The sequence below is a fragment of the Gimesia chilikensis genome, from assembly GCF_008329715.1.
Classification (GTDB): domain Bacteria; phylum Planctomycetota; class Planctomycetia; order Planctomycetales; family Planctomycetaceae; genus Gimesia; species Gimesia chilikensis.
Map to the genome: position 1 here is coordinate 42,073 of NZ_VTSR01000005.1, position 12,663 is coordinate 54,735.

Annotated in this window: 13 protein-coding genes; 11 read left to right on the forward strand and 2 right to left on the reverse strand. The window is 48.4% G+C overall.

Annotated elements, in window-relative coordinates; genetic code table 11:
- Window positions 1–14: 14 nt before the first annotated feature.
- Both FYZ48_RS04400 and FYZ48_RS04405 read left to right on the forward strand, forming a co-directional pair.
- Window positions 15–1,076: a BPSS1187 family protein gene (locus tag FYZ48_RS04400; RefSeq protein ID WP_242022383.1), complete on the forward strand. Its 1,062-nt coding sequence runs from the start codon at window positions 15–17 to the stop codon at window positions 1,074–1,076.
- The gene (locus FYZ48_RS04405; RefSeq protein ID WP_149337930.1) at window positions 1,049–1,696 is read left to right on the forward strand and encodes an HAD family hydrolase; all 648 of its coding nucleotides are present in this window, start codon (window positions 1,049–1,051) and stop codon (window positions 1,694–1,696) included. The genes FYZ48_RS04400 and FYZ48_RS04405 overlap by 28 nt, the downstream gene beginning before the upstream one ends.
- Window positions 1,697–1,718: 22 nt before the next feature.
- Here the strand turns inward: FYZ48_RS04405 and FYZ48_RS04410 are convergent, their stop codons facing one another.
- Window positions 1,719–2,531 carry a methyltransferase domain-containing protein gene (locus FYZ48_RS04410; protein ID WP_187781867.1) on the reverse strand — a complete coding sequence of 271 codons (813 nt, stop codon included), beginning with the start codon at window positions 2,529–2,531 and terminating at the stop codon, window positions 1,719–1,721.
- 395 nt (window positions 2,532–2,926) lie between these two features.
- Between FYZ48_RS04410 and FYZ48_RS04415 the strand changes: the two genes are divergently transcribed.
- The 4 genes from FYZ48_RS04415 to FYZ48_RS29160 all read left to right on the forward strand — a co-directional run bounded on the left by FYZ48_RS04415 (window position 2,927) and on the right by FYZ48_RS29160 (window position 6,194).
- Complete coding sequence (locus FYZ48_RS04415; RefSeq protein ID WP_149337934.1) at window positions 2,927–3,454, forward strand: sigma-70 family RNA polymerase sigma factor; 528 nt, start codon at window positions 2,927–2,929, stop codon at window positions 3,452–3,454.
- Complete coding sequence (locus FYZ48_RS04420; RefSeq protein WP_149337936.1) at window positions 3,454–4,821, forward strand: FecR family protein; 1,368 nt, start codon at window positions 3,454–3,456, stop codon at window positions 4,819–4,821. The genes FYZ48_RS04415 and FYZ48_RS04420 overlap by 1 nt, the downstream gene beginning before the upstream one ends.
- A 127-nt stretch (window positions 4,822–4,948) precedes the next feature.
- Window positions 4,949–5,986: a DUF1559 domain-containing protein gene (locus FYZ48_RS04425; RefSeq protein ID WP_149337938.1), complete on the forward strand. Its 1,038-nt coding sequence runs from the start codon at window positions 4,949–4,951 to the stop codon at window positions 5,984–5,986.
- 37 nt (window positions 5,987–6,023) lie between these two features.
- On the forward strand, window positions 6,024–6,194 hold the full coding sequence (locus tag FYZ48_RS29160; RefSeq protein WP_187781868.1) for a hypothetical protein: 171 nt from the start codon (window positions 6,024–6,026) through the stop codon (window positions 6,192–6,194).
- Between the two features lie 220 nt (window positions 6,195–6,414).
- Here FYZ48_RS29160 and FYZ48_RS04430 read toward each other — a convergent pair whose 3' ends face one another.
- The gene (locus FYZ48_RS04430) at window positions 6,415–6,852 is read right to left on the reverse strand and encodes a hypothetical protein (RefSeq protein WP_149337941.1); all 438 of its coding nucleotides are present in this window, start codon (window positions 6,850–6,852) and stop codon (window positions 6,415–6,417) included.
- A gap of 339 nt (window positions 6,853–7,191) precedes the next feature.
- Between FYZ48_RS04430 and rffA the strand changes: the two genes are divergently transcribed.
- The 5 genes from rffA (at window position 7,192) to FYZ48_RS04455 (ending at window position 12,585) form a co-directional block, all read left to right on the forward strand.
- A complete protein-coding gene (rffA, locus tag FYZ48_RS04435; protein ID WP_149337943.1) occupies window positions 7,192–8,385 on the forward strand; it encodes a dTDP-4-amino-4,6-dideoxygalactose transaminase in 1,194 nt (397 codons plus the stop codon).
- Window positions 8,386–8,495: 110 nt separating this feature from the next.
- The gene (locus FYZ48_RS04440) at window positions 8,496–10,079 is read left to right on the forward strand and encodes an HTTM domain-containing protein (RefSeq protein ID WP_149337945.1); all 1,584 of its coding nucleotides are present in this window, start codon (window positions 8,496–8,498) and stop codon (window positions 10,077–10,079) included.
- Complete coding sequence (locus FYZ48_RS04445) at window positions 10,076–10,765, forward strand: WbqC family protein (RefSeq protein ID WP_149337947.1); 690 nt, start codon at window positions 10,076–10,078, stop codon at window positions 10,763–10,765. The genes FYZ48_RS04440 and FYZ48_RS04445 overlap by 4 nt, the downstream gene beginning before the upstream one ends.
- Window positions 10,766–10,884: 119 nt before the next feature.
- Window positions 10,885–11,826, forward strand: coding sequence for a glycosyltransferase family 2 protein (locus FYZ48_RS04450; protein ID WP_149337949.1), 942 nt, complete (start codon window positions 10,885–10,887; stop codon window positions 11,824–11,826).
- 84 nt (window positions 11,827–11,910) lie between these two features.
- Window positions 11,911–12,585: an acetyltransferase gene (locus FYZ48_RS04455; protein WP_149337951.1), complete on the forward strand. Its 675-nt coding sequence runs from the start codon at window positions 11,911–11,913 to the stop codon at window positions 12,583–12,585.
- Window positions 12,586–12,663 lie beyond the last annotated feature (78 nt).

Genomic DNA, 12,663 nt, shown 5'->3' on the forward strand with positions numbered 1-12,663 from the left:
TATCTGGTGTCTTTATGCTGAACTGCAAATCGCTGCTCGTCTTTGTTCTCCTCGTTCAATTCTCCATCTCCCCTGCCCTGGCACAGGAACGTCAATTAACATACCGCGATCGACGTCCGCAGGAATACAAGCTCACCGCGCGGGCCAGTGAAATCGATCCCCGCGCCAAGGAACATCCGGAAATCGACTACGTGTTCGAAGCAAAGGGAAAAGTTCAGGACCTGGAACACGCCGTGGTCGATACACGGAAAAAACCACGGGGTAAACTGGTCATCTGGCTGATGGGATATAACAGCCAGCTGTTTGACGGCCTCTCGAAATTAGGTTTTCACGCAATTCAGGTCCATTATGCAAACCGCTGGTTCTCCAAAGTCTGTCGCGAGAATCCGGTTGGCGAGACCTGCCGGGGAAATGTGAGGCTGGAAGCTGCTACCGGCGAGGACTATAGCGATCAGGTTTCCATCCCGAAGCCCGATGGCATGAAAGAGCGGGCCCTGCAGTTCGTAAAATGGCTGGCGAAAAACAATCCCCAGGGAAAGTGGGACTATTACCTGACTCCCGACGGCAAAGATCTGCGCTGGGATGATGTGATCATGGCGGGCAGTTCGCATGGTTCTACCACCGCTGCCCGTTTTGCCAAGCATCAGAAGGTGAGCCGGGTCGTGATGTTCTGTGGTCCCCGCGATCAGTATCAGAACTGGCAGTCTCTCCCTTCAGCAACTCCGACAAACCGCTACTTTGGATTCTCCCATGTGCTGGACGGCGGTTGGACCGGCGACCATTACTGTCGTTCCTGGGAGCTGATTGGCCTCAATGAATACGGACCAATAGTCAACGTTGATCAGTCGAAACCTCCTTATGAAAATACACGGCGGCTGATTACCGACTTCGATGTCAAAAACAATACCCGCCGTGCCCATTCTTCCGTCGTCCCTGGTGGCAGTGCTGGTAAGAATGCGAAGGGCCAGTATATCCATGAAGCGGTCTGGCTGTACCTGTTTACGCATCCGGTCGACAAAGTTGGTAAGCCGGTTCCACTGGATCCGGGATGCGAGAAAAACCAGCGAGACAGCTGAGAGCTGAAACCGTGATTAAGGCCGTTATTTTTGATCTGTATGGGACTCTGCTGGAACTCACGCAGGATCACAGACCTTTTTTACAAGTGGCGAAACACTGTACCTCGCTGAGTGTTCAGGCAGCCATTCACAAAGCACTGGTCAATGACTGCCCCACTCTGGATTCTTATACCAGTCTGCTTCGGTTGAAGACACAGCTCAACCTGGAGCGACTGGAGCAGATCCTTGCTGATGACCTGCTCAAAGTGAGGCTCTTTCCGGATGTGCTCTCTACTTTAGAAAAGCTTCAAAGTCAGCAGGTGAAGACTGCGGTCATCTCCAATTTAGCTACACCTTACATCCGGCCCTTCGAGTCACACAATCTTCGCTCTCACTTTGATGTCGTTCTCTTCTCGTGTGAATGCGGTCTCTCCAAACCAGATCCTGCGATTTATCAACGGGCCATCCAGCAGCTGAATCTGGCTCCTGAAGAAATCCTGATGGTTGGTGACAGCTATGCTTCAGATGTTCTCGGACCTGAGACAGCAGGTATCAAAGGCTTTCATCTCGTGCGTTCGGGTGAAGACAGTTCAGCATCGGCTGTGATCTCTGGTTTGGAGTCACTGTTTGATTTTGTCTGACTGGAACGTCACGATACGAAGCTCAACTCTGAGGTAAACGTCCCCAGACCTGCACAATGCGGGGTAAGCCGGTGACGGTTCGCTCGTCTGCGGCAAATGCATTGAGTTCATCTACGATCTGGTCAATTTCCTCAGTGGATGCCAGTCCGTCTGCCAAAACCGCGTCGGCAATGTTCTCCATCGTCAAACCGTTGAGCAGTTTGACCTCACCAGTCAGTCCCGTGGGTTGCACGACTGAAACGTGAATCGATTCCAGTCCAGCATCTTTCACGAGCACAGGCAAGCGCTGCCCGATATGCGGATCACCGCCCCGGTTCTGAACGACAGTGCAATACAGTTCATAAAACCTGCGAAACGCACCAGTTTCCGGCCAGGCAAATGAACCACTGAAGTCGATGTCCTCCAGCGCCAGGATTCCTCCCGGACGTAACTGCTTTAGAAAAGAGCTGAGAACTGCTTCCGGATTGCTGAGATGAGTCAGTACAAAACGAGAATAGACGACATCATATTCCGGCGGACCTGCTGCACCCCGCACATCGACCTGACGATATTCCAGGTTGGATAAACCCAGGTCACGTGCTTCCTTTTGCGCGACGGAGAGTTTGGTTGCATCGAGATCAATGCCGACAGCCCTGCCCGCGGGAGCAATGCGGCGGGCCAGTTCGCGTGTCACGTCTCCTCCGCCGCAACCCACATCCAGACAGTTCTGACCATCAACCAGTTCCAACCGGTTCAAAAACGAGGAAGTGCTCTCCAACATGACACGTGACAGAACACGTAACCGTTCCCGACCAGGCAGACCACCTCGAATCGCATAATGGGGAGTCTTAGTCATCCTTGTGTCCATTCCTTTGTTGAATAGATTGAAATGTATTCTTATCAACTGCACGACGCTCCGCGACTTCTGCTGAAGTAACGCAAATTGTCGTCAGCGACTACCTTCTTATTGAGAAGAGGGGGGGAGGGATCCGTGCCCCAAGATGACTCACAGCGAAACTTCTAAAGTAAAAACCAGTAGAGCAAACGGTTAATTCCCACCAGCCAGTTACTTACATCAATTTCCCGGTACGCGCCACTTACAATCATGACGGCTGAGAATCAGAATACTCTGAATTTATTCAGAAAATCAGAAAAAACTATGTAGTCTACCTGCTTCATCTGGAATGTAGTTAGAAGGGGCCCTCTCCATTGGATTTGAGACACTGAAGTAGATCATATACAGGCCTACTGATGAATGAAGTTATCGTCAACAATGAGTTCTTTCAGCTGCTGTTACAGCATCAGGGGCCCTTACACGCCTACGTACTTTCCCTGGTAGGTAATACTACTGATGCCCGAGATTTACTGCAGGACATCAATCAGTGTCTGCTCGAAAAACGGGACACCTTCACCCCGGACAGTAATTTCCTGGCCTGGTCTCGCAAAGTTGCTTTTTACAAGATCCAGTCATACTGGCGTGACAAACACCGTAGCCGCCTGCTGTTCGACGACGAGTTACTCAACAGCATGTCCGAGACCATCGACAGCCTGCCCGATCTATATAACGAGCAGATCGAAGCCCTCAAATCTTGTATCAACCACCTGCCTGCTGAGAAACAGACCATGATGCAACAACGCTACGGGCAATTCATGCCTCTCAAACAAATTGCTGACTACTGGGGAAAATCGGAAAAAGCGATCAGCGTCATGCTCTTGCGGATACGCTTGCGGCTTCAGGATTGCATCCAGAAAACACTCTCTGCAAGGCCCCGCATCTGATGATCTCTGAAAACACTTCGAACTGGGAAGACCCCCTGCCTCGGCTGGTCGCTTTGTATTTCGATCAGCGGTTGGATGAGTCCGAACTGCAGCAGTTGCAGGCGCGACTGAAAACGGACCCGGACGCAAGAGTCTTTTTCGCTCAGTTTTCGATCCTGCAGACTCAGCTGGAATGGGTCTGCACCGACTCAGTCTCACCACGAGAAATGACTCATATTCCGGCCTCCTATCATACCAGGGCGCGTAACTGGAATCTGATTCTCTATATCTCATGCTGTATCTGCCTGGCGATCGGCGGACTGTTTTTCATGTATCTGACAACTCCCGTCGCTCACGTTTATCCAACCGCTGACAGCCACTGGGAATCCGGTTTGATCGCAGATGAGGAAACGCTGCTTTCAGGTTCGCGCAGACAGCTGTCGAGAGGTGCCATTGAAATTCGCTTCACTTCCGGATCGATCGTTAACCTGCAGGCACCAGCGCTGTTTACAATCCAGGGATCGAATGCGGTCTTTCTGGAAGCGGGAAAGCTGGTTGCCGACATCCCTGAAGCAGGACATGGCTTTACCGTGGAAACACAGTCTGGTCAGATCGTGGATCTTGGCACATCTTTTTCCGTAAACGTAGAAGCGGACCGAAACACGGAAGTCAAAGTCTATCGGGGGAAAGTCCAGGTCGCTGGTACAACAGATTCGCAAACTCCGCTCGAACTGTCAGCCAACCAGGCGGTGGAGATCGACTCCATATCCAGGTTAATCCTGCCCCGGGACTATACCAGCAGCGATTTCATCCCACTGATTGCCCGCGATTACAGCGTAGACAGTTTCAGCGAAAATGTTGTGTTTCAGGAACAGTTTCCGGATCAGATCGCCCGGGGAGAGTTTCAGCTTCTTGAACGAGATGGCACAGTCTTTCTCTTTCCCGAACTGAGAGAGATCCAACTCTACAATAACCTCAATGTCTCCATCAGCCAGCCTGGCAGCTACTGGTCCTACGAGCAGATAGAAACGGATACCGATTTTATCCCGCGGGGAATGAAAGTCGACTGCTACCGACTCTATTACGATCCAGCCAGCAACAAGAATGACATGCTGCCGGTAGAAGGCACGATTCACTTTCATCAGCCTGTGTTGGGAATGATTACCACCAGAAACCGGCTGCTGGAAACCGACCACATTCTCAATCCCCTTTGCCAGGGAGGCAACTGCCCTCAGATTAAACACCAGGAAATCGAAACCCGAGTATCAGAGGATGGCAGCCGCCAGGACATCATTACACTCTCCGAAGACCGCAAAACGCTCAACTTCAAACTATTCACAGGTACAAACTACATCGATGAATTCAGGGTGCTGGTTGCAGCTCCCTAGCCTCTGCGCAATGCGCTAGTTTTCACAGTCATCCCGGGTCGGCTATATCCATATTTTCACCAGTGAGCTGAGACTGTGAATTGCCATACCGAGTTGTTATCTACTTCATTATTCAAAGGAGTTTATTATGAAACCTGATCGTTCTGCTAAATACGTTCGAGGCTTCACATTAATTGAGTTACTCGTTGTAATCGCGATTATTGCCATTTTAATTGCCTTACTGCTGCCTGCAGTTCAACAGGCTCGCGAAGCGGCGCGACGCTCGCAGTGCAAAAACAACCTCAAACAGTTCGGTCTGGCGATGCACAACTATGCCGACACGCATAGTGTGCTGCCCTGCCTGAAGGGAGGCGCAGGCGGAGATGTATCCGGTGCAGGACTGTTAGACACCGGAACGGGCAACCGTAGCTGGATGAGCGGCATTGTCTTTCTGCTTCCCTTCCTCGACCAGGCGCCTCTGTGGAACCAGATCTCGAGTCTACCCGGTCAGGGAGGCCGACCGAATGATCCCAATTCGTTTCCACAACCTCATCTGGCTCTCATGCTCTGCCCCTCCTCACCGGTGCCACCACGTGCAGAAGGTGGACTGGCACCTCGCAGCTACTGCTTGAGCGTAGGGGACACCATCAATGACAACATCTCATCCAAGAATCCCCGCGGACCTTTCGGCTGGCTCTCAGACACCCGGATGCGTGATTTTCTGGATGGCACCAGTAATACCATACTGATGGCAGAACGAGAACTGGGAGGCACCGGATCCTTTCTGGGGCGTGCTGCCGCTTCCATCTCCAACCTGGACACGAACCCCGCAGCCTGCCTGGGTACGATTTCAGGGAACACCTATAACGTCACCATGGACGGTCATCGGATGGGTCAGCGCTGGGCCATCGGATATCCGTTTTACTCCGGGATCACCACGGTACTTCCGCCGAACAGTCCTTCCTGCTCTTCGAGCGGACACCAGGGATGGGGCATCTATTCTGCCAGTAGCTTACACACCGGAGGCTGCCATGTGCTGATGGGCGATGGTGCGGTACGCTTTGTCAGTGAAAATATCGATTCCGGTTTCCCCTCTGATCCACAGGTTACGACCGGTCCCAGTCCCTACGGTGTCTGGGGGGCGTTAGGAACCATGAGTGGATCGGAAACCATCGGAGAGTTTTAAATCTCTACTCAACACAACAAACAGAAAGGATAGCCATATGAATCGCATCTGGAAACAACTCTTACTCAGTCTTACCCTGATCTGCACTGCCGGCCTGACTATCGGTTGTGGTGACGACAGTGGTCCTGCTGATGCTCCGAAAGAAACGACTCCCGAACCAGGAGACACCACACTTCTGGAACAGAGCCTGTCCGGTCAGATTTCCTGACACTGTTTCAGAATGCTCAAGACGCCTGCCTGATTCTAATCCGGCAGGCGTTTTTTCCTGGAAGTAAGATCGCTGATCGGTTCATACAAGTCGGTATGAGAGACCTGTAGAATTGGTGTGTCGCATTCAGAGCTGTCAAAGCAAGAAAGAGTTCAACCAGCTTGAGCTCTTGTTTGCGGCGGATTCTGTTCTTGAGAATTGGGATTCTTTTCCTTACGAGTCAACTGTGGTGAATTGTAGATGAGCCAGAAAGTAAATCCCGACTCCCAGATAAAAAAATCAGGTAGCTCAAAACTGAGAACTTGTTTTGGCTCAATAGCAGAATGGCATACAACAACAACCAGTGCGCCAAAAATAGGGAAAGCAGCAGATAACTGCCGTACCATGGAACATAGGGAGCGACAGAGTAAAGCTGTTTCAAAGTGCCTCCCAATAGCACATTCGAATACAGCAGGTGCTCATCAGGCCCCTTGACCGTTCCATATCCGGAAGCAACCAGCGCCATAACAGGGTCGTCGTTGGTGTCATAAGAGGGCGTCATCAGCAGAAGTGTCAATCCAAACAACAAGATCACAACACCTGCTGCGCAACGCGCCGGTGACTGGCAGTACCAGTTCAATAGAATGGAGATTCTGGATTGTTTTTCCTGGGACGACATCGGCTACCAGTCGAAAGTGAAATAGCAGGAATAACAGAGAATACCCGATACAAAAGAAAAATATATACCAGTTTCACTGCGTCGGGTTATAACAATAATTCGGATTAGAGATCTCATGCATCCGAAAAGAACGCCGAAATCCTCTAGAAAAGCCCCCTTGAATAGCAGTAACCTCGTTAGTCTCACCGTTTCGAATTACGGGGAACCAGCGCTGAGCAAATGGCACTGTTGTTGCTATTTATAGTTCATATTTGACTCAGTTTCGCAAATCATGATCGGCCAAGATGATAGTGCATCAGACCTCGCCAGGCGTGATGTACATATTTGGATACATTTTGTATGGCGTCGTTAATCCCGTTCAACAAACCGTTTTTTGCTGGTAAAGAACTGCATTATATTGCCCAGGCAGTCACGCTGGGAAATATCTCTGGAGATGGTGATTTTGCGCGGCGCTGTGTGGAGATTATGCAACAGCGTTTCCACGTTCATAAGATCCTCCTCACACCGTCCTGTACGGCGGCCCTGGAGTTGTCAGCCATGCTGCTGGAGCTTCAGCCTGGCGACGAAGTCATCATGCCATCCTACACTTTTGTTTCGACGGCCAACGCCTTCGCACGCATGGGAGCGAAACCCGTGTTTGTCGATATCCGTCCCGATACACTCAACATGGATGAACGACTGGTCGAGGATGCGATTACCGAAAAGACCAGAGCGATCGTTCCCGTACACTATGCCGGCGTCGGTTGCGAAATGGATCTTATCCTGACAATCGCCGACAAATATGGACTGCGTGTGATTGAAGATGCAGCGCAAGGCGTGAACGCCCAATACCAGAACCAGTATCTTGGTTCGCTGGGCGACCTGGGTTGCTACAGTTTCCATGAAACGAAAAACTTTATCTGTGGTGAAGGAGGCGCAATCTGCCTGAACTCAGAGGAGTTCGTCGACCGGGCACACGTTCTGCGCGATAAAGGAACCAATCGGCAGGCATTCTTTCAGGGACTCGTAGATAAATACACCTGGTGCGACATCGGTTCTTCTTTTGTATTAAGCGAATTGAACTGTGCGTTCCTCTATGCACAACTGGAAATGTTTGGCGAGATCAATCAGAAACGTCAGCAGATCTATGAGCTCTACAGGCAGAGCCTGCAACCACTCGAAGAAGCTCAGTTACTCCGTCTGCCCCGAATTCCGGAGGACTGCGTCAGTAATCATCACATGTTTTATGTTCTGCTCCCCAGCAGAGCGGTGCGGGATGGACTGCTGTCTCATTTGAAACAGCAACAGATTAGTGCCGTCTTCCATTACATTCCCCTGCACACTTCCCCCGTCGGACAGACATGGGGATATCGTGAGGGAGACTTACCTGTGACGGAACATTGTGCGGCGTGTTTGCTGCGTCTCCCTTTCTACTATGAAATTTCAGTTGAGGAACAGAAACGAGTTATCAGGGATATTGAACATTATCTGACGGGATCGGCCAGACATCTGGAGAAATCAACTCTATTTGAAACGCCCGCGGAAGACTCTTAACTTTCCCTGTTAATGATGCGCGGTACACACACCAACTTTTCACGTAGACAACGTCTTAGTAACGAAAGCAAACACAAAGTTTCAATCCGCCCTGACTAATTGGTGTCGCTATGTTTGAGAAATCCTTGAAGCAAGCAGATGTTGAGGCACAGGCGATCTGTCTTGGCATGTTCCGTATCTGTTATGCGAGCGTGTTCTTCCTTGAAGTTTGCCATCTGTTTTACTTTCGTCACCTGCTACTGGACCCGGTTCCCTTTCTGCAACCTGCACCGGCATTGCTTAATGTGCTGCTGATCGTCTGGCTGGGAACCATTTTGTGTGTCATCGCTGGTTATCGGACGATTATCAGTTGCATGTTGAACTATCTGTTTACGGTTATGTTTCTGGGGCTACTATTATATCCACTTTTTGAATATCACGTGGATTATGTCTACATCGGAGTTAATTTCCTATTAATGCTGATGCCTGTATCAGACCGGCTCTCTCTGGATGCAAAACGAAAACAAAAGAAGAAGCAAAGTAATTACTTGAATCGTGATTATTCGATTCACATAAGTGCTCTCATCTTCGTGGGAATTGCCCTGGTTTATGCAGATTCGGTTTTCTATAAATTTAAATCTCCCATGTGGCTGAACGGACTGGGGGTCTGGCTTCCTGCTTCGTTACCTCAAAACTCCTGGTTTACAGTCCCGCAGTTCATTCTGGATCAGAAATGGTTAATGTTAACTCTGGGATATCTCACGCTCTGTTTTGAAACAGCTTTTCCTTTCCTGATGTGGTGGAAACGCTCTCGACCAGTTCTGTTTGTCATAGGTGTTGGATTACATATTTCGATTGGGATTGTTTTTCCCATTCCTCTATTTGGCCTGACCTATTTTGCCTTGTATCTGCTGTTAATCCCGCCTTCAATTTGGAAGCGTCTGGATCATTATCTGAAGAAAACACAAGAGGTTCCCATTGCTCTCTCTGAGAGTCTCGATCACAGCTCACAGACAATACCAATATCATGGAGGACCAGAGAACAGATCGCCTTCTTCACAATCTGCTTTACAGCATTTCTGCAAACCTGTCTGATCATGGGGCGAACGACAGATTTTCCTGAATATTTTCATTCAACAACAGTTAAGCGGGTTGCCAGTCTTGTATCAGGTACATGTGCTGCAGTTCGCAAAGCCATATATACTCCGAGCCATATTTTACTGGGAATTTCGGATCACCAGGTTTTTGTCGATGATCATTTCAAGAATTACAATCGACTCTATTCAATCCAGTGCATCGGACCAGAAAATAAAAAACAGTTATTACCCCTCACAAAAGACACTGGAACCACTGGGACATACTCGACAGGTCGTGTCTGGGCGCTTTGGTGCTTTCGAGTTAATGGATCAGGCATTCCAAGGAAGGCTTTTGAGAATGGAGTTAAAAAGATAACAGTTTTCTGGGCTTTTCAGAATAACGTCTCGTTAGACGATGTAGTCTTCGAAATAGAATCACGACCGGTACGCACCCCTGTCCAATGGGAAAAAGGCTATCTGACATCACAGAAACGTATAAAATGGAGGACTGTAGCCACGGCATCATGGAAGCAAAGGCAGTTTTCTGTCCAAATATCGAGACCGTCGAAACAGAAAGTTTCGGAGACTGAAAAGAGTGACACAAATGCAATTATGATTGATCGTGGTGGTCCGAAATGAATTGTGTCATCTTACAACCGGCCTTTATCCCATGGAGAGGATATTTTCATCTGATCCAGAAAGCAGATGTATTTATATTTTACGACGACGTTCAATTCGACAAACATGGATGGAGAAACCGCAACCGCATCAAAGGCAGCAACGGTTCCTTCTGGCTGACGATCCCTGTCCTCACGAAAGGTACTACATCACAAGGCATCAAAATAAAAGATGTCATCATTGACAACCAGCAACGCTGGAAACGTAAACATCTGGCTTCGATCGAACAGGCATATTCAAAAGCACCGCACTACAAATCATTTAGAGACGCAATCCAGGAGATTTACTCAATGGATACTGAGTCGATTTCCAGTTTCACGATCAATGCAGTCATCATGATCAGTGAATTACTTGGGATTTCAGATGTCAGGTTTGTTAAATCATCAGAATTATGCGTCACAGGCGACAAAACAGGACGTCTGGTTGAGATTGTAAAAGAAACTGGCGCAGATCACTATATTTCTGGGCCTTCTGCTCGCGAATACATTCAGCAGGACCAATTTCATGAATCGGGAATTACCCTGGAATATATGGAGTATAATTATCCTGAGTATGAACAGCTGCATCCACCATATGATCCACAGTTATCCATTCTGGATCTCTTATTCATGAAAGGCCAGGATGCTCACAGATATATCTGGGGATAACACATCCCGTTCAATATTCATCCGCACTACTTATCAAAGTCTGTCGGATCGCAAAGAAAATTACGACATCGGGTTTCCACGGCCTGAAATCGAGTTCCATTATTCTGGTTAGAGACCTAATGAGTGAATCTTTAGAATTGTCAATTGTCGTTCCTGTCTATGAGTCTGCCGAGACACTTCGAGGCCTCTCGGAACGACTCGTTGCTGCTGCATCTCAGATTACTGCCTCTTTTGAAATCATCTTTGTTGATGATGGAAGTCAGGATAAGTCCTGGCAGGTCCTGTCAGCTCTCATTTCTGAAAACCCTCTAATTATTAAAGGATTACAGCTGATGAGGAACTACGGTCAGCATAATGCGCTGATGTGTGGTTTCAAGCATTCCAATGGCAGAATTATTGTAACACTGGACGATGACTTACAAAATCCACCAGAAGAGATGTACCGACTCTATCAATACCTGGAAGAAACCGGGACAGATGTGTTATATGGTTTACCATTCAGAAGAAATGATGGATCTTTCCGAAAGCTCGCTTCAATACCAATACAGTTTTTTATTCAAAAGTCGATTGGGTTACCTGGCCCTGTCAGTGCGTATCGCTTGATTCGACGGCCTGTAATAGATGCGATTCTCTGCTATAAATTAAATTTTACATTTATTGACGGTTTGATCAGTTGGAACACCTCACGAATCTCTTATTTAGAAATCGAACACCAGCCTCGATCACGTGGACGATCTGGATATTCAATCCGCAAATTATTATTGCATGCATTGAACATTATCACAAATTTCTCAATTTTTCCTCTTCAGATAGCATCCGCAACCGGCCTCGTTACATCACTACTGGGTCTTTCGCTGGGAATATTTTATCTGATTCAATACAGCATTAATAATATTTCTGTCCCAGGATATGCTTCGACGATCATTGCAATTTTGACTTTGGGAGGCCTGCAGCTTCTCGCATTGGGAATTGTAGGAGAATACGTAGGCCGGGTGCATTTAAACATAAATAGCAAACCTCAATACACGGTACGAGCAAAGAACCTCCGGAATGAGAAGTAATTCTCTTTTTCCCACACAGGAAAGCCAGGCCCATTCATTCAATCTATCACACTTATAATCTGAACCAGCCCGGAGGTGATATTGATGCCCCTGCCTGACATTAGACGTGTAAAAGTCAGCCGTCTGGCTATTATCGGTGCTGGAGATCTGGGTTACAGTATTCTCAGACTGGCAAATGATATCCCTCAGTATGACCCAGTTGGTTTCTTCGATGACACCTGCCAGAACAGTTCTGTTCACGGCCTGCCACTGTTGGGAGGTCTGGATTCGATAGAGACGAAGTGGAATCAAGGAGCTTGCGACGCAATGGTGATTGCCATTGGTTACCGCCATATGCAATTTCGCAGAGAGCTCTATGATCGACTTGTTTCACTCAATATCAGACTTGCTAATATTATTCATCCCTCAGTAATTCTGGCTAAAGATGCCTGCATAGGCTCAGGCTCAGTCCTCTTTCCTGGGTGTATTCTTGATGTAGGCTCTCGAGTGGGAAACAACTGTATTTTAAATGCAGGAGTCACCATAGCCCACGATTCAGCAGTAGAAGATCATACAATCTGTGGTCCAGGCGTCACGCTTGCCGGTTTTACTTGTGTGCAGCAGAGTTGTTTCCTTGGCACTCATACTACCATAATCGACCATATCAATGTTGCCCCGAACATTACTACCGGTGCTGGGACAGTCGTGATTAAAAATCTAACCGAACCAGCACTTTACGTAGGGGTGCCAGCACGAAAACTGAAGCCGAATATTAACTGAAACAGTTTTTTGTGGTTCTGTTTTCATCTTCCATTCAAACTCTGACCGGCCTTTTCAAACAGGCACATATTTTGCTAC

Coding starts and splice junctions, on each gene's coding strand:
- FYZ48_RS04400 (WP_242022383.1), top strand. CDS start 15: ATGCTGAACTGCAAATCGCTGCTCGTCTTTGTTCTCCTCGTTCAATTC.
- FYZ48_RS04410 (WP_187781867.1), bottom strand. CDS start 2,531: ATGACTAAGACTCCCCATTATGCGATTCGAGGTGGTCTGCCTGGTCGG.
- FYZ48_RS04405 (WP_149337930.1), top strand. CDS start 1,049: ATGCGAGAAAAACCAGCGAGACAGCTGAGAGCTGAAACCGTGATTAAG.
- rffA (WP_149337943.1), top strand. CDS start 7,192: ATGGCGTCGTTAATCCCGTTCAACAAACCGTTTTTTGCTGGTAAAGAA.
- FYZ48_RS04425 (WP_149337938.1), top strand. CDS start 4,949: ATGAAACCTGATCGTTCTGCTAAATACGTTCGAGGCTTCACATTAATT.
- FYZ48_RS04450 (WP_149337949.1), top strand. CDS start 10,885: ATGAGTGAATCTTTAGAATTGTCAATTGTCGTTCCTGTCTATGAGTCT.
- FYZ48_RS04445 (WP_149337947.1), top strand. CDS start 10,076: ATGAATTGTGTCATCTTACAACCGGCCTTTATCCCATGGAGAGGATAT.
- FYZ48_RS04430 (WP_149337941.1), bottom strand. CDS start 6,852: ATGTCGTCCCAGGAAAAACAATCCAGAATCTCCATTCTATTGAACTGG.
- FYZ48_RS04440 (WP_149337945.1), top strand. CDS start 8,496: ATGTTTGAGAAATCCTTGAAGCAAGCAGATGTTGAGGCACAGGCGATC.
- FYZ48_RS04420 (WP_149337936.1), top strand. CDS start 3,454: ATGATCTCTGAAAACACTTCGAACTGGGAAGACCCCCTGCCTCGGCTG.
- FYZ48_RS04455 (WP_149337951.1), top strand. CDS start 11,911: ATGCCCCTGCCTGACATTAGACGTGTAAAAGTCAGCCGTCTGGCTATT.
- FYZ48_RS04415 (WP_149337934.1), top strand. CDS start 2,927: ATGAATGAAGTTATCGTCAACAATGAGTTCTTTCAGCTGCTGTTACAG.
- FYZ48_RS29160 (WP_187781868.1), top strand. CDS start 6,024: ATGAATCGCATCTGGAAACAACTCTTACTCAGTCTTACCCTGATCTGC.